This is a genomic window from Arthrobacter sp. MP_M4 (assembly GCF_035984855.1).
GTDB lineage: Bacteria > Actinomycetota > Actinomycetes > Actinomycetales > Micrococcaceae > Arthrobacter.
On the sequence record NZ_JAXCHX010000009.1, the window covers coordinates 33,018 to 49,597 of the forward strand.

Annotated in this window: 12 protein-coding genes; 5 read left to right on the forward strand and 7 right to left on the reverse strand. The window is 64.3% G+C overall.

Features of this window, described 5'->3' with window-relative positions:
* Positions 1-117 precede the first annotated feature (117 nt).
* The 3 genes from RCH15_RS09085 to RCH15_RS09095 are packed head-to-tail and all read right to left on the reverse strand — an operon-like array spanning position 118 to position 3,133.
* On the reverse strand, positions 118-1,059 hold the full coding sequence (locus RCH15_RS09085; RefSeq protein WP_326960201.1) for a type II secretion system F family protein: 942 nt from the start codon (positions 1,057-1,059) through the stop codon (positions 118-120).
* Positions 1,056-1,910, reverse strand: a complete 855-nt coding sequence (locus RCH15_RS09090) for a type II secretion system F family protein (RefSeq protein ID WP_326960203.1) — start codon at positions 1,908-1,910, stop codon at positions 1,056-1,058. Before RCH15_RS09090 ends, RCH15_RS09085 begins: the two co-directional genes overlap by 4 nt.
* Positions 1,910-3,133, reverse strand: a complete 1,224-nt coding sequence (locus tag RCH15_RS09095; protein WP_326960205.1) for a CpaF family protein — start codon at positions 3,131-3,133, stop codon at positions 1,910-1,912. Before RCH15_RS09095 ends, RCH15_RS09090 begins: the two co-directional genes overlap by 1 nt.
* Before the next feature lie 344 nt (positions 3,134-3,477).
* Here RCH15_RS09095 and RCH15_RS09100 point away from each other — a divergent pair, with 344 nt between their 5' ends.
* Both RCH15_RS09100 and RCH15_RS09105 read left to right on the forward strand, forming a co-directional pair.
* Positions 3,478-6,027: a GH25 family lysozyme gene (locus RCH15_RS09100; protein WP_326960207.1), complete on the forward strand. Its 2,550-nt coding sequence runs from the start codon at positions 3,478-3,480 to the stop codon at positions 6,025-6,027.
* Between the two features lie 643 nt (positions 6,028-6,670).
* On the forward strand, positions 6,671-9,088 hold the full coding sequence (locus RCH15_RS09105; RefSeq protein WP_326960209.1) for a M43 family zinc metalloprotease: 2,418 nt from the start codon (positions 6,671-6,673) through the stop codon (positions 9,086-9,088).
* A 212-nt stretch (positions 9,089-9,300) separates the two neighbouring features.
* Here RCH15_RS09105 and RCH15_RS09110 read toward each other — a convergent pair whose 3' ends face one another.
* Genes RCH15_RS09110 through RCH15_RS09125 form a run of 4 tightly spaced genes read right to left on the reverse strand, consistent with a single transcriptional unit; the run spans position 9,301 to position 12,800 of the window.
* Positions 9,301-10,707 (reverse strand): lipopolysaccharide biosynthesis protein, encoded by a 1,407-nt coding sequence (locus RCH15_RS09110; protein WP_326960211.1) that lies wholly within the window; start codon positions 10,705-10,707, stop codon positions 9,301-9,303.
* A gap of 8 nt (positions 10,708-10,715) precedes the next feature.
* A complete protein-coding gene (locus RCH15_RS09115) occupies positions 10,716-11,612 on the reverse strand; it encodes a glycosyltransferase family 2 protein (protein ID WP_326960213.1) in 897 nt (298 codons plus the stop codon).
* Positions 11,602-12,027: a DUF2304 domain-containing protein gene (locus RCH15_RS09120; RefSeq protein WP_326960215.1), complete on the reverse strand. Its 426-nt coding sequence runs from the start codon at positions 12,025-12,027 to the stop codon at positions 11,602-11,604. The genes RCH15_RS09115 and RCH15_RS09120 overlap by 11 nt, the downstream gene beginning before the upstream one ends.
* Before the next feature lie 2 nt (positions 12,028-12,029).
* Entirely contained in the window at positions 12,030-12,800 is a 771-nt protein-coding gene (locus RCH15_RS09125) for a glycosyltransferase family 2 protein (RefSeq protein ID WP_326960217.1), read from the reverse strand.
* Between the two features lie 126 nt (positions 12,801-12,926).
* On the opposite strand from RCH15_RS09125, the gene RCH15_RS09130 reads away from it, so the two are divergent.
* From RCH15_RS09130 to RCH15_RS09140, 3 genes are all read left to right on the forward strand, one after another.
* The gene (locus RCH15_RS09130) at positions 12,927-14,984 is read left to right on the forward strand and encodes a DUF6541 family protein (RefSeq protein WP_326960219.1); all 2,058 of its coding nucleotides are present in this window, start codon (positions 12,927-12,929) and stop codon (positions 14,982-14,984) included.
* Positions 14,985-15,119: 135 nt separating this feature from the next.
* Positions 15,120-16,079, forward strand: coding sequence for a glycosyltransferase family 2 protein (locus RCH15_RS09135; protein WP_326960221.1), 960 nt, complete (start codon positions 15,120-15,122; stop codon positions 16,077-16,079).
* 71 nt (positions 16,080-16,150) lie between these two features.
* Positions 16,151-16,513: a GtrA family protein gene (locus tag RCH15_RS09140; protein ID WP_326960223.1), complete on the forward strand. Its 363-nt coding sequence runs from the start codon at positions 16,151-16,153 to the stop codon at positions 16,511-16,513.
* Positions 16,514-16,580 lie beyond the last annotated feature (67 nt).

A 16,580-nucleotide genomic window follows, 5' to 3' on the forward strand; every position in this document is an offset into this window, starting at 1 on the left:
TTCCCCCTAGGATTGGCGGTTCGTTGGTCTTTCTTCTTGGCGTGTTCTACTTCGGTTCTGCTGGGTTCCTGTCAGTGCTGCTGGAGTGTCGATGCTGCTGTTTCTCCCTCGGTGCCGTCACAGCCCGAGGCTGATGGCAGCCAGACCGGGAAAGACGGCGAACACGACGGTGAGCGGGAGGACGCCGAAGACGACGGGAACCATCATTCCGATTTCCTTCTTTCCCGCTGATTCCATCAGTTCGCGCTTGGCCGTATCACGGACGTCCTGGGCCTGCGCCCTCAAAACCTCAGCGAGCGGGGTGCCCCGTTCGATGGCTACAATCAGCCCGTCGACGAACCTCAGCAGGGGACCGAGCTCGGTCCGGGAGGAAAACTCCTGGAGGGCTTCCGCCAGTGGCTTCCCAGCCCGGGTTTCCGCCAGGACGCGGCCGAATTCTTTGGACAATTCTCCCCGCGCACTGCGGCACACCCGGTCGAGCGCGCCCGCGGCGCTCTCGCCTGCACTGACGGCGAGGGCCATGAGTTCGGCAATGCTGGGGAACTCCGCCATCATGCGCGCTTCGCGCTTCCTGATCCGGGCACCCAGAAAATAATCCCGAAACACAACGCCGCCGGCGGCGCTGCCAAGCACCAAAACCACGGCCAGGAGGGGGTTGACACGTCCGGCGGCGCCGAAGAGCACCCACGCCCCGGCCGCGGCGACAAAGCCGCCGGCACCCCAGAGGAGTTGTTCTGCCCGGAAGTCGGCCGGTGATTTGGCGCTCCCGGCCCTTGCTAAGCGGCGGTTCAGCGCTGAGGACCCCGGGTTCAGCTTTCCCAGCCAGGTGACGGCGTCGCCGATGACCGGACGCAGGATTCGTTCCAATGGCCCAAACGGAGTGATGTTCCCCGGCACGGTTCGCAGGAGACGGGATTCCAGGTTGTGCGCCTTCAGCTGGGGACGGATGCGTTCAACGAACGTCGTCGGCCGCAGAAACGGCAGTCGGGCCAGCACCAACGAGACTCCGCTGCCAAGAAGGACTCCCCAGACAAGGGCAGGCGCCAGCTGCCCGGTCATCGCAGGACCCGCTCATCTGCCGGGAGCGCACCGATGCGGAGCATGACCGCGTACGAGAGAAGGGAAACGGCGAGGCCGCCCAGCAAAACCGCGGCCCCGAGGGGAGTGTTGTAGGCAGCGACCGCTTCCGGACGGCTTGCCAGCAGCACCAGGACCAGCCAGGGTGCCGCCACGGCCAGGCGGGCAGCGTTGACGGTCCAGGACTGCCGCGCCTCCAGCTCGCTCCGGGTACGGGCGCTCTCGCGCAAGAATTCCGCGAGCGTGCCCAGCAGCCGCCCAAGGTCCGAACCGCCGACCTGCCTCGTCAGCCGGAGCGCTTCGATAATCCGATCAGCCACGGGATCAGCCAAGCGTTCCTTCAAACGGGTCAGGGAGGAATCAAATTGCCCTCCCGAGCGGTAGTCGGACCCGAAGTCCCGGAACACCGGTCGAAGCTCGTCAGGTCCTTTGTCGCCCAACTGGATGAGGGCCTCCGGCAGCGAGAGGCCGGCACGGATCGCTGACCGAAGGTGGTCGACGACGTCAGGCCATACCTGGCGCAGGGCAGCGCTCCGCTTGCGCGCACGCCACTTGACGATGGCGACGGGCAGCCAACCGCCGAACAGGCCGAAACAGGCGGCGATCGGCGCCGACCTGGCCGCGGCGTAGAAGACGAGCATCGTCACCGCTCCGACGCCGAGGCAAGTAGCCGCCAGACCGGGGCCGCTGACCTTCTCAATTCCTGCCGAGCGCAACAGATCCTCCAGCCGGGTCCTTCGCCTCCTCGGCCCGGCCGCCTTGGGCTGTTCCCAGGCCGACCACCAGATGAGCAAGAGACCGGCGCCGGCGAGCATGCCGAGCAGTGCAGCCATCAGCCCGCCTCCAACAATGCGGCGACGTCGAAGCCCGCCCGGGCGAACTTCTCTGCTGCCGGCATTGAGTTGGCGCTGGGCAGCAATTGGCCCTCCGCGACGGCGAAGACCATGGAGGATTCGATGATGCCGTTTTCCACCCGCCTGCCCAGCGACAGGATCTCCGTCACCTCTCTGCGTCCGCTGGCGTGCCGGGCACAGTGGACCACAAGGTCGATGCAGGAAGCTACTGTGGGCACCACGAAGGCACTTGAGATGTTCTCGCCAGCCAGCAACGGCAGTGTGCAGATCTTGGTGACGGCGTCGTGGGCCGAGTTGGCGTGGACGGTGCACATGCCCGGCAAGCCCGAGTTCAGTGCGATGAGCATGTCCAGACTTTCGGCCTCCCGGACTTCGCCCACCACCAACCGGTCAGGACGCATACGCAAAGCCTCCTTGACCAGCCTGCGCATGGGGATTTCGCCCTGGCCTTCAAGGTTCGGTTGCCTGCACTGCAGCCCCACGACGTCCCGCAGCGGAAACTGCAGCTCGAAGATCTCCTCGACAGTGATGACCCGCTCGCGGGTTCCGATGCTCGCGGCCAGACAGTTGAGCATGGTCGTCTTGCCGGCCTGGGTCGCTCCGGAAACCAGGATGTTCAGCCCGCTGGCTACCGCCGCGCCAAGGAACCGCGCCGCCTGCGGGGTTAAGGTGCCGAGTTCCACCAGGTGCTCCAGCCTGCTGGCCTTCACAACGAATTTGCGGATGTTGATGGCCCAGTGCCGCCGTGTCACGTCCGGAATCACGACATGTAGCCGGGATCCGTCGGGGAGGGCGGCGTCCACAAAGGGCGAGGACATATCCAGCCGGCGGCCGGAGCTTTTCAGCATCCGTTCCACGAGGTCCTTGACCTGCTGGTCTGTGAGCGAGACCGAGGTCAGTTCGGACTCGCCGTTGCGTGCGACGTAGATCTCGTTCGGGGCGTTGAGCCAGATTTCCTCGATGGCGGGATCATCGAGCAAGGGCTGAAGGGCGCCGAATCCGGCCACGGCATCGAAGACAAACCGCCGGGCAGTCTCAAGCGGGCCGATGGGCGGGAGGGGAGCCAACAGGGCACGCTCGTCGTAATCCAGAACCGCCGCCTCGACGAGGCGCCGGACTTCTCCGGTCTGCCTCAGGGGGTCGAGCCCGCGCCGGCGGATCAATTCGCGGACTTCGTCCTCGACTATGCGTACAGCCTCCACAATGGCCCCCAATATGACTGCCGGCCCCTGTCCCCGGGCGCCGCAACTGGGTTAAAGCTAGGGGCGCCCGGTCCTGAGGACAAGGGTCCGGATGAGTGGATGTGGAAAACTTTCGGCATTTTTATAACAATTTTCACACAGGTAACACAGGAAACTCTGATTAACCAAATTCAGCGATGTTAGGGTGAGCGCGATAAGTCAGACAACATTCTCAGATCCGGGACAGCTTCGCCTTGCGAGGTCCGGGCGCGAGACTACCTTGACGCGGCTACCACCGTGTCGATGTTCCGGAGCGGCACATGATGCGGACCCTACTTCCTCCCCCCAGTCACCTCCGCAGCCGGGTGGGAGCCACACTTTTGGCCGCCTGCCTGCTGGCTGGTTCGGGCCTGGCGGCCCCGGCGGGTGCCGTCGAACCCACGCCGGGCGCCTCGGCGACACCTGCGTCCACCGTCCCGGCTCTGGCGACGACGTCCCCGGGCCTGCCCGCTTCGGCCCCGGCGGCACCCCCACCAAGCACTCCGACCGCCGCTAAGCAGGTCCCCGCGACGGCAGCCAGTCCCGCAGTATCAACCGATCGCTCGTCGGCGGCATACCGCACCGCGATGGCCGCAGCCACCGTCGCCGGCGGGGCGGAGATGGGGCAAGGGAGCAGCGCCGCCGGTACAGGTGCCAGTGCCACCCTGAGGACAACGACGGAAGCGTTGACGGCCGAAAGCACGTGGATGCCGAGGTTCGGAATCCAGGGACTTGACGTTAGCTATTACCAGGCAGGTGTTAACTGGCAGCAGCAATGGAACATGGGCGCTCGTTTTGCGTACATCAAGGCAACCGAGGGGAACTACTACTCCAACGCCATCTTCGGGGCCCAGTATCGGGGAGCGCGCGACGTCGGAATGATCCGCGGGGCCTACCACTACGCCAATCCGGCCGCATCCTCGGGCGCTGATCAAGCGAGGATCTTCGTCAAAGGTGGCGGGGGATGGACCGCCGACGGCTATACGCTGCCTCCCGTGCTCGACTTTGAGGGAAATCCGTACGCCGGCCAGACCATCGGCGGCTACTACCAAGGCAACACCTGCTACGACATGTCCCCCGCCCAGCTGACGACGTGGGCCCGTGACTTCGGCAGGACCATGCAGGCGCTTACCGGCAGGCTTCCCATGCTGTACACCACCACTTCTTGGTGGAGCAACTGCGTGGGGGACCCTTCCGGTTTCGGCGACTGGCCGCTGTGGATCGCACGGTTCCCCGGGTCCCAGAGCGAAAGCCCGGGCGCCCTGCCCTCCAGCTGGGACACCTTCAGTGTCTGGCAATACAGCGAAAAGGGGCCTTTTGCCGACGGCGGGGACTCCAACGTCTGGAACGGAAACTACGCCGGCCTGAGCGCCTTCGCGCGAAACAGCGTCTCGAGCGCCGCTTCCCTCGCGATTGCGGAGTTGGCGTCGGCGACGACGCAGTTGGGCGCCGCGACGTCGGGGGTGAGTTGCGGATTGCGTAACGGCGGCTGTTTCCAGCTGTTCGGCAACGGGGCCGTGATCTGGTCCGCCGGCACCGGCGCCCAGGCCAGCCTGTACGGACCTGTCCGGGACGCGTGGGCCCGCACGGGCTTTGAAAACGGGCCCCTGGGCTACCCCACCAGCGCACTGATCTGCGGGATCCGTGACCAGGGCTGCTTCCAGGCCTACGAAAACGGTGAAATCCTCTACTCCGCCGCGTCCGGCGCGCAGCCCTCCACCGCCGGAGCGATCCGCACCGCCTACCGCAAAGCCGGCGCCGAAAACAGCGCCCTCGGCTACCCGACCAGCGGCGAGGTCTGCGGGCTCCGCAACTCCGGCTGCTACCAGAGCTACCAGCGCGGAGAAATCCTCTGGAGCCAGGCCACCGGCGCCCAGCTCTCCGAAGAAGGCCCCGTCCGGACCGCCTACCGCAAAGCCGGCGCCGAAAACAGCGCCCTCGGATTCCCCACCAGCGGCAAAATCTGTGGACTCCCCCAAACAGGCTGCTACCAGGGCTTCCAAGCCGGCGCCATCATCCAGACCCCCGCCACCGGCGCCCAACTCAGCCCCAACGGACCCATCCGCACCGCCTGGGCGAACTCCGGCTTCGAAGGCGGCCCCCTGGGCTACCCCACCGGAGAAACCACCTGCGGCCTGGTCAACGACGGCTGCTACCAGCCCTACCAAAAAGGGGCCATCCTCTGGTCCCCGGCCACCGGCGCCCAGCTAAGCCTCAACGGCCCCATCCGCACCGCCTGGGCCGGGACCCGCTACGAAACAGGGCCCCTGGGCTACCCCACCAGCGCCGTCACCTGCGGCCTGGTCAACGGCGGCTGCTACCAGGCCTACCAACACGGCGAAATCCTCTACTCCACCGCCTCCGGCGCCAAGCCCACCACCACCGGAGCCATCCGGACCCTCTACCGGAACAACGCCGCCGAAAACGGGCTCCTGGGCTACCCCACCAGCGCGGAGGTCTGCAGCCTGGTCAACAGCGGCTGCTACCAGAACTACCAAAAAGGCGCGATCATCTGGTCCCCCGCCACCGGAGCCCAACTCAGCCCCAACGGACCCATCCGCAACGCCTGGGCAGCCACCCGCTACGAAACCGGCACCCTCGCCTACCCCACCACCGGAGTCGTCTGCGGCCTCGTCAAAAGCGGCTGCTACCAGAACTACCAAGGCGGCGCCATCATCTGGTCCCCCACCACCGGAGCCCGAATCAGCCCCAACGGACCCATCCGCACCCTCTGGCAACAAACCGGCTTCGAAACAGGACGCCTCGGCTACCCCACCGGAGCACAAACCTGCAACACCACCAAAACCACCTGCACCCAACCATTCACCGGCGGAAAAATCACCTGGACCACCACCCGCGGCGCCTACATCAACTAACCACCACCCACCGACGCCGTACTGCCCCACGCCCAATCCGCTGGATCAGCGCAGGAATTATCCACCGTTAGCGCAGGAATTTTTGACCCAGCAAAAGTAATGGGCAGGTTCAGCATCGTTCCGCGGAACGGTCCCTGACCGCTCCCTAGACTGCCTACACTTCCCGGTCTCTCGGCCGGGGCCTCTCCCTGTGGCTCCCGGCACCGCGTTCTTGAAGGAAACAATGAATCTCAAACGGATGATGGCAACGTATCTCGCTGCCGCGCTCATATCGGCTGCGTCCCTTACCGGACTTTCCGCGGCACCGGCCTCGGCGACGTCCCAGCCCCCGGCCAGCGGTCCGGCGACCGCGCCGGCCGCGTCGACGACGCCGTCTCCCCTGCCATCGCCGACCACCTCCGCTTCCGTTGCGCCAGCACCCGTGGTGCCAGCAACGAAGCCGCAGGCGACCGCCCCTGCGCCGATGGTCGAAAAGGCCACACAGGCGCCTCCGGCGGCTGAGCCCACTGGCGGAGCACCCACGTCCGTCCATACCTTTCAGACTCCGCCCCTACCCGGAATTAAGGGGGCGGCACCCCGGGCATTAAGCACGGAAGCGTACTCCCTGGCCCGAAGCGGTGATATCAAGGTACGTCTCGTCACCGTGCAGCTCGCCAATGTCAAGACGAACATCTCCATGGACAGTGCCGTCGCGGCCGTCGAGGGAACCAGCGCCTACTGGAAGCGCATGTCCAGTAACAGGCTTTCGATGAGTGTTGCGAGTAAGGAAACCTTCACCAGCAAGGCGACGTCGTGGCAACGGTATCCCGACATGATGAACACCATTGCGAATGAACTCGGATGGGTCCCGAGCCCCTACACGGCTCTGGTGGTGTTTGTTTCCAGTCCCACTCTCTCTGACGGCGCCTATGGTGCGGGCTGGAGCTACAACGGAACCAGTGGCCGGGTCATCATGCCGCTCCCGGCGTCACTGACCAGAAGCGTACTGACCCACGAGTTTGGCCACGTCCTCGGGCTCATGCACGCCAACAGCCTGGAGTGCGGCAGCGGCGCACAGGACGTGTCCAGCAATGCGGACGGCTCCTTCGCGGACCCCACCTGCAGCATCCGGGAATACGGTGACAGCATGGATTTGATGGGCGTATCCCAGACAACACAGCCCACCATTAGTTCCAGCCTCTGGGATTTCGGCGGCTTCGGCACCGGACGCGAAATACGGAACCTGGGCCAGGTCAGCAACGTGGGGAGCTATACGCTCACGGCCTGGGCAGGAACGGCGGACAACCGGGCCGTCAAGTTCACGGACCCGGTCAGCGGCGAAGTGTATTACCTGGAGTTGCGGCTTCCTGTGGGTTTCGATGCAGGCACGGCCGTCAACGGCAACCGCGGCGTAAAGATTGTCCAACAGTTCGGCTCCGGATCCCTGGTCCTGATGCCTGATTCGCACCGGTTCGCCGGCTACTACAGCGCCCGGCATGCCTGGCAGGCGGGGCAAACTTTTACCACCCACGCGGGAACGCGGGTCATCATCAACTGGATCTCCGACTCCGCTGCCGGCGTGACGATCGAATCCACATCAGGCGTGGGGGGTAAGGCGATTGCGGAGTTGGCGTCGGCGACGACGCAGTTGGGCGCCGCGACGTCGGGGGTGAGTTGCGGATTGCGTAACGGCGGCTGTTTCCAGCTGTTCGGCAACGGGGCCGTGATCTGGTCCGCCGGCACCGGCGCCCAGGCCAGCCTGTACGGACCTGTCCGGGACGCGTGGGCCCGCACGGGCTTTGAAAACGGGCCCCTGGGCTACCCCACCAGCGCACTGATCTGCGGGATCCGTGACCAGGGCTGCTTCCAGGCCTACGAAAACGGTGAAATCCTCTACTCCGCCGCGTCCGGCGCGCAGCCCTCCACCGCCGGAGCGATCCGCACCGCCTACCGCAAAGCCGGCGCCGAAAACAGCGCCCTCGGCTACCCGACCAGCGGCGAGGTCTGCGGGCTCCGCAACTCCGGCTGCTACCAGAGCTACCAGCGCGGAGAAATCCTCTGGAGCCAGGCCACCGGCGCCCAGCTCTCCGAAGAAGGCCCCGTCCGGACCGCCTACCGCAAAGCCGGCGCCGAAAACAGCGCCCTCGGATTCCCCACCAGCGGCAAAATCTGTGGACTCCCCCAAACAGGCTGCTACCAGGGCTTCCAAGCCGGCGCCATCATCCAGACCCCCGCCACCGGCGCCCAACTCAGCCCCAACGGACCCATCCGCACCGCCTGGGCGAACTCCGGCTTCGAAGGCGGCCCCCTGGGCTACCCCACCGGAGAAACCACCTGCGGCCTGGTCAACGACGGCTGCTACCAGCCCTACCAAAAAGGGGCCATCCTCTGGTCCCCGGCCACCGGCGCCCAGCTAAGCCTCAACGGCCCCATCCGCACCGCCTGGGCCGGGACCCGCTACGAAACAGGGCCCCTGGGCTACCCCACCAGCGCCGTCACCTGCGGCCTGGTCAACGGCGGCTGCTACCAGGCCTACCAACACGGCGAAATCCTCTACTCCACCGCCTCCGGCGCCAAGCCCACCACCACCGGAGCCATCCGGACCCTCTACCGGAACAACGCCGCCGAAAACGGGCTCCTGGGCTACCCCACCAGCGCGGAGGTCTGCAGCCTGGTCAACAGCGGCTGCTACCAGAACTACCAAAAAGGCGCGATCATCTGGTCCCCCGCCACCGGAGCCCAACTCAGCCCCAACGGACCCATCCGCAACGCCTGGGCAGCCACCCGCTACGAAACCGGCACCCTCGCCTACCCCACCACCGGAGTCGTCTGCGGCCTCGTCAAAAGCGGCTGCTACCAGAACTACCAAGGCGGCGCCATCATCTGGTCCCCCACCACCGGAGCCCGAATCAGCCCCAACGGACCCATCCGCACCCTCTGGCAACAAACCGGCTTCGAAACAGGACGCCTCGGCTACCCCACCGGAGCACAAACCTGCAACACCACCAAAACCACCTGCACCCAACCATTCACCGGCGGAAAAATCACCTGGACCACCACCCGCGGCGCCTACATCAACTAACCACCACCCACCGACGGTGAGTGCTGCGTTCAGCTGATGCCGGCCAGACCATAAAGAAACCCCGTTGCAGCCGCCCTTCCGGCGGACACTGCAGCGGGGTTTCGTTTGTCAGGAGCACCTTAGCGTCTACGGCAATGTCCCGGGGGCGGCCAGTGCGCGGCGCAGTGCAGCAGGATGCCCCCGCCGGTGCGGGGGTGGGTGGGGACGCCGGCTTAGGCTGGCTGGAACCTTTTGACCTTGATGTAGCCGGCAGCCAGGATCAGCAGTGCCACCACGGCGATCTCGATGGCTCCGCCCACGAGACTCGGTGCAAGAGTGCTCAAGACGGCCACCGCCCCGAGGTGGACGGCGAGGAGGATGATGAAAAGCCCCACCGGCCACGACGCCGGGGTCTTCCCTTTGACCACAAGCCAGTAGGCCACGCCGAGCAAGGTGAAACCGGCAGCCTGGATCGCCGCAACAACTTCCAAATAGCCGGACGCGGCGAAAGGCGCGGCGATGGCCGCCATCAGGATGAGGACCAGCGGCGTCGTGTAGGCCATGGAACGGGTCTTCTCGAGGATATAGACAACGTTGGTCGCGATGAGGAAAAGCCCGTAGCCCACCGAAACCAGGGGAAGGATCCGGGCCACAGGGGCCAGCGCTTCCGGAGACGCTGTGAGCACAATACTTCCCGCGGAGGCCGCGGCGGACGCGAGCAACCCGATGGCGGCCGAAGCGAGGAGGGCTTCCGTGGCGACCTTGCGGAGCAGGGCGGGCAGTTCCCCCGCCCTGGACTCCATCAGCCGCGTGGACCAGGCATTATTGAGCGCATTGAGCAGCGTCAAGGGACCGAGGACGAAAATCAGCACAGCGCCGAACTGCCCTGCTGCCACCGCACCGGACAGGAACGCCAGCATCAGCACGGCGCCTTGGGTCAGCAGCATAAGCGCACCCGTGTGCGGCAGGAGCGGCAACGCAATGCCGATCGATTCCCGCAGCACGCCTTCCACCCGCCAAGGCGCCTTGGGCTTGACCAGAATCAGGGCCAGGGCGGCGGCGCTTGCGACCGCGACGGTGTAGGCAACGAGGTAATTCGTGGCACTGGCAGATGTCAGGAGGATGGCGGCGAGGCCTGCAAGGTTGGCCGCCACCGACGACACCAGGCTCAGAGCCACAAAAGCGAGAGGCCGGTTCTGGGCGCGCAGGACTGCCTGAGCGCCCAGAACGGTGCCAAGCAACCCAATGGCGAGCATCGACAAGACGGCTGGCCATGCCACCGAACCGTCCGGGTTGCGCGATACCAAGGCAGCAACAAGCGCCGCGGCCACTCCGAGCAGCAACGCTGTGAGTGCCAAGAAACCATACATGGCCCGCGACCGCGCCTGGCCGTTGGTGCGGTCAAACCACAGCCGGCTGATAGCCAGCGGGAGCCCCGCTGAGATCAGCACGACGACTACCTGGATGGTAACGACCGACGTCGACACCAGACCCCACTGTGCCGGGTCGAGCAACCGAATGGCGAACGGCTGAATCAGCAGGAGTCCCAGGCCTTGGACCAGGGAGCCGATCAAATAAAGTATCGCCGACCGGGGACTAGCGATCCCGCCCTTAGTCTCCGGGGTATGTTCAGCGACCATGGAAGGTATTACGGCCGAACGACGTGCGCGGCAAGCTTCTTCAGGCCCGGCCACATCCGCTTCTGGACGACTTTGGGCGCCAGGGTGACGGCATGCAGGCGGGAGGAAAGGTGCAGCCGGGCGGCGGTGGCGGCGTCGTTCCAGCCGAGCTTGGCGAAGTCGCGCACGCATTCGTCAAAGAACGCGCGCTCTTCGGCGAAGCGGCGGCCATCGAGGGCCTGGACGGATGAATCCGACTCGCGGTGACGGCGGTACTGGAAGCAGATGGTGTCCGTAACCATCATCTTGCCGCCATCCATGATGATGTCCATCGCCAGTCCGAGGTCCTGGACTACGTTGTACTGTTCACGGAAGCTGTGCTTCTTGATCGCGTCAGAGCGCCAGGCGACAGAAGGGAAGTACAGCCAGTCACCGGTGATGAGGCTCTTGGCCACCGGTTCTCCGGCGATGACGGCGTCGGTGCTCTTTCCGACGATACGGCGCCGCAGGAAGTCCTTGACCTTGTCGCCGAGAGGTTCGTAAACCACACCCTTTTCGTCAATGACTTCAACGCCGGGCTGGACGATGTCGACGTCGGGGTTCTGGAAGCCCCTGCGGATGGTTTCAATGTAATTCGGAAGCATGATGTCATCTGCCCCCATGATCACCGTGAACTCGTGTTCGATCAGTCCGAGGCATTTGCGGTAATTTCCGTTGGCGCCAAGGTTGACCTCGTTCCGGATGTACTGGACACGGCTGTCGCCGGCTGTCAGCGCTGCGAAGTAGGCCGGCAGGTCCTCGTCAGGGTACCCGTCATCGACGATCGTCAGCCTGAAATCGCGGTCGTTCTGGCCGAGAATGGAATCAACGGCCGCTTTCATCATGGCCACGTCGCCGTAGTAAGGCAGCATTACATCAATGGTCATTGGTTTCTTTCCGTATGGTTTGGCCGAGTGCGGCCGGATCGTCGAGGTGGTGTTTGCCGGACGAGGAGACAGCAGCAGCGCGTTCCAGCGCCTCCACCGATCCGCGGAGGATTGAGACTTCCTCTGCCAGGATCCGGGTCTCGTCTTCGAGGATGGTCAATTCACGCGAAACATGCAAACTGACGCCGACCAACAGCATAATTGCCAGGGCGAAGAGGAGGTTGGCCGGGACACGGATCCCCACCAGGGACGCAGCCCAGTCCAGCAGTTGGGGAAAGAGGCCCAGAACGATCGTCAGGCCGCCGACGATGAGCCACAGGACCGTGTACTTCTCGCGGAGCTTGCCCCGCCGCAGCATTTGGAGCACGGCGAGGACCATCACAATGGCGATGACAAGTGCGGATGCGACGTTCATGATCAGATGCTGCTTTCGCCCGCTATTGAACCCAGTTGCGGGGTGTGTATTGATTCCGGGGACGGTGTCTTGCGGCGTGCCAAAGCAAAGCACAAAACCAGTCCGGAGCGCGCCAGGTAGATCGCTGACTTCAACGGACCGGTACTCGGCGTTCCCGCCTGCCGCACCTTCATCTCCACCGGCACCTGGGTGACCCGGCAGCCGGACTTGATGGCAACCACCAGAGAATCGATCGTATCACCGAGGTATTCAGCCGGAAAATGGTCAATGTACTGATGGAGGGCGCGTTCGTTGGCCGCGCGGAAACCCGACGTGACGTCGGTGAGTTCCGTGTGCGCAACACCGGAGATCACCTTGGCGAGGACGGACATCGCCCACCGCCTGGGGCCTTTGACGTCGTAAGTACCGCGGCCGGCAAACCGTGCGCCGATCGAGATGTCCGCAACCTGCAGCCCGGCCAGCACCCGGTCGATATCGAGCGGATCGTGCTGTCCGTCAGAGTCGACCTGAATCGCAGCTTTGTAGCCATGGCGGATCGCATACTTGAAGCCGGTCCGCATGGCTCCCCCGACTCCCAGGTTGAAGGGCAGCTTCAGAACGGTCGCCCCCGCTTCTTGGGCCACCCGGACGGTGTCATCCCTGGAGCCGTCATCAACGACCAGGACATCGTGCGGTACAGTGCGTCGGACCTCACGGATGGTGTCCCCGATGGCTTCGGCCTCGTTCCAAGCTGGCATGATGATGAGGACGCCGGAAGTCGTTGAGTTGCCCATGATGTTCAACTATATCAACAGCACACTGGCCAGTAACTGCACGGCATGGGGCCGCGAGCGAGGGTCCCGTCCTCTGAACAAGGCATACTTGAACCGTTCGATTGGCCTTAAGAGGAGAACTGATACATGACCTGGTGGCAAACCGGCCCTACGCTCGCGGGAACTATCCTGATCTTTTTCGTTCCGGGCCTCGCCATCCTGGCCGCCGCCGGAGTGCGCCGGCTAAACCTTGTCTGCCTTGCAGTTCCCGTGTCATTCTCCGTGGCGTCGGTGTTGGGCATTGTCCTGGGAATCGCCAAGCTCCCCTTCAACCCCGCCACGTACCTCTTAACAAGTGCCGTAGCTGCCGTTCTGGCATTTGTCCTGCGCCGGACCCTGGTGCGCCGCTACACGCACGCGGGTGCCGTCGGCCCTGCCGGGGTCCTCGGCGCGAACGGCGCCATTCCGCTCGCCTCCCCGCGCAGTAAGTGGTGGCCCTTGGTTCTGGGCGCCGCCGTGACAGTACCGGCCCTGATCATCACGGCCCGCTACGTCCGGGGATTCGGACAACCAGGGAATCTGTCGCAGACATTTGACAACGTCTACCATCTGAACGCGATCCGGCATATCGCCAACCTGCAAAACGGCTCCTCACTGACGCTGGGCAACCTGACGGAATCGTCGACGGGCTTCTACCCTGCGGCGATGCACGACCTCATGGCCCTTGTCTTCATGTTCGGCGGCTCCTCCGTGATGGAAGTGGTCAACGTGGGCACCATCGTCCTGGGCGCCGTAGTGTGGCCCCTGTCGTGCATTTTCCTGGTAACGCGAATCGTCGGCAACCAGGCGACGGCGGTGCTGTGGGCAGGTGTCCTGTCCGCCGGGTTCAGCGCATTCCCTTACCTGATGGTCGCTTTCGGCGTGCTGTACCCCAACCACGCAGCCATTGCCATCCTCCCCGTGGTACTCGGTCTTGTCATCGAGGTGCTGGGTCTCGCCCGATGCAGACCGTCTTCATTCTGGCCACCGCTGCTGGCCCTTGCCCTCGTTGGGCCTGGCTTGGTGCTGGCCCATCCGAGCGCCTTTGTAGCACTCATCGCATTCAGCGCGCCCCCGGTGTTCGCCCGGCTGATCCTGGCGTGGAGAGGCTACCGCCGCGGCAAGGAGACGGGGCGGTCAATGGTGCTGTGGGCGCTGTTCACCGTCGCCTTCTCCGTTGGAGGTCTGATCGTCTGGATCTTCATCAGGCCAAGCCTGGCCTCAGCTCCCTGGACGCCTTTCCAGTCAAACGCGCGGGCCCTCGGAGAAATCATTGCCAGCGCACCGATGGGAACCACTGCAGCCTGGGTCATGCTCGTCCTGACCCTTATTGGCATTTATGTCATCGCCCGGCGCCCGGGCCAGTATTGGTGGGTTCTTGGAATGTTTGCTGTTGGCGGAGCCCTCTACCTGATCGTCTCCTCGTGGTCGTTGGGCGGCTTCCGCACATTCTGGACAGGCGTCTGGTACAACGACAGCTTCCGGCTCGCTGCACTGCTTCCGGTGGTTACCCTTCCTGTCGCAGTCATAGGCGCACAGTGGCTGACCTGGCGGGTCCGGGCCCTGTGCGACTATCTGGTGCTCAACGGCCGGTCCAACCCGGGCAAGCTTGCTCCGGTCGTGCGTCCCATCGCGGCCCGACTGCCGGCGGTCACCGGCCTCGTCGCGTCGGCCGGCCTGGTGCTCGCCCTCGGCGTCGCCGCCCAAGGCGGCACGCTGTCCAATGTCCAGCAGCGCCTCAACACCATCTTTGCGACTACGCCGAACTCCTACCTTTTGACCACCGACGAGACGGCGTTGCTTAACTCCGTGCCCGGGTTCGTGCCGGAATCCGACCTTGTTGTGGCCAACCCGCGGACTGGCGGATCCCTGGTCTACGCAATCTCCAACCGTCGGACACTTGCGCCGCACATCTTTGGCGACAGGACCCCTGATGAGCAGTATCTGCTCGACCACTGGGATGAGGCGGCGTTCAACGACAAAGTCTGCCCGATTGTCAGGGAGCTCAATGCGTACTGGGCACTGGATTTCGGTGACTTTGAAGTGGTTCCAGGCGACGAGTCGTTTATCGGTCTCCGGGACTTGCCAAACGGCTCCGTCCCGGGGATGGAGCTCGTCAAAACAATAGGCAAGACCCACCTATACCGCGTCACCGCCTGCGGTTAGCGCCGCGGGTGGGCTGCCTGCGGAACGGTAGAGTGCTATTCCAAGGCAGATAGGTCCGGAGGTGGGCCCACGGGTGCGGGCCTGACGCGGCCCGGATCCGCCGGCGAAGGACTGGAGAACAATGGGGGTAGTTCAGTGCGTGGAAGTAGCATTTCGTTCGTTTTTCCGGTCTTTAACGAGGCCGGGAACATTCCCCTGCTCTACGAACGTGTCTGTGATGCGGTCGCCGGAACGCCGTACAAAGTCGAACTCCTGTTCGTCAATGACGGGAGCACAGATTCGTCCTTGGCCCACCTCCTGGCGCTACGTGACCATGATGAGCGCGTCGTTGTGATTGACCTCGCCCGGAATTACGGGCACCAGCTGGCGGTCACCGCAGGGCTGGACGAAGCGTCAGGTGACGCGGTCATCATCATGGACAGCGACCTTCAGGATCCTCCTGCCGTAAGCCTGGAGCTGCTTGAGCAGTGGGAAGCGGGGTTCGACGTCGTCTATGCCCAGCGCCGCACCCGCCGTGACACCGCCTTCAAGAAGGCGACGGCGGCGGCGTTTTATAAAGTTTTGCAGAAGGTCTCGGAAATCGACATTCCCCCAAATACCGGGGACTTCAGGTTGCTTGACCGCCGCGTTGTGGAGGAGATCAATAAGTTCCGCGAACACGACCGTTTCATCCGCGGCATGGTCAGCTACGTGGGTTTCAGACAAGTCGCGGTGCAGTTTGACCGCGATGAGCGGTTCGCTGGAGTTTCGGGTTACCCGCTGGGCAAGATGATCAAGTTAGCCGCTGACGGCATTTTGGGGTTCTCCACCTTTCCGCTGACGATCATTTCCCGCATCGGCTACGCCGCGGCCGGTCTGAGCGTTATCGGTGTCCTGTACGCCCTGTTCATGAAGCTCTTTGTGCCCGACGCCGTCATTGAGGGGTGGACCTTTATCGTCATTTCCGTGCTCTTCATGGGCGGCCTCCAGCTGATCATGCTCGGCATTCTGGGCGGGTATGTCGGCCGCATTTACAAACAGGTCCAGAGCAGGCCTCTTTACGGGGTCCGGGATGTGTTTTCCAAAAAACGTGCCTCCCGCGGTGTCAGCAGTTGAAGCCGGATCTTGAGGCTCCGGCACCGCCGCTGATGCACCGGCTTCTGCGACATAGCATGGCCAAATTCGTCGTGGTCGGCCTCATCAACAACCTGACGGGCTACGGGATCTTCGTCCTGCTGTCCCTGCTGGGGTCGGCGGCGATCCCGGCGATGACCGTGTCTTACGGGATAGGGATGGTCATCAGCTTTGTCGGCAATCGGAGCTGGACGTTCAGCCACCGGGCGAGCTTCGTCCCGGCAGTTTTTCGGTTTCTCACCGCCAACGCCGTGGGCTACGGGGTCAACCTGGCCATCCTCTGGATCTTCGTGACCCAGTTGGGCTTAGCCCAAATTCCGGTGCAGCTTTTTGCCACCGCGTGCGTTGCGGTCTGCACGTTCCTGGCGATGCGGTTGTGGGTTTTTCGTACCGGCCGGGGGGACGCCGGTGAGTAGGGCTGTTCCCGGCGGCTCGTGGCGCTCAAGGGCTCGCCGTTGGCTCCGTCCCGCCTTCGCCGCGGCC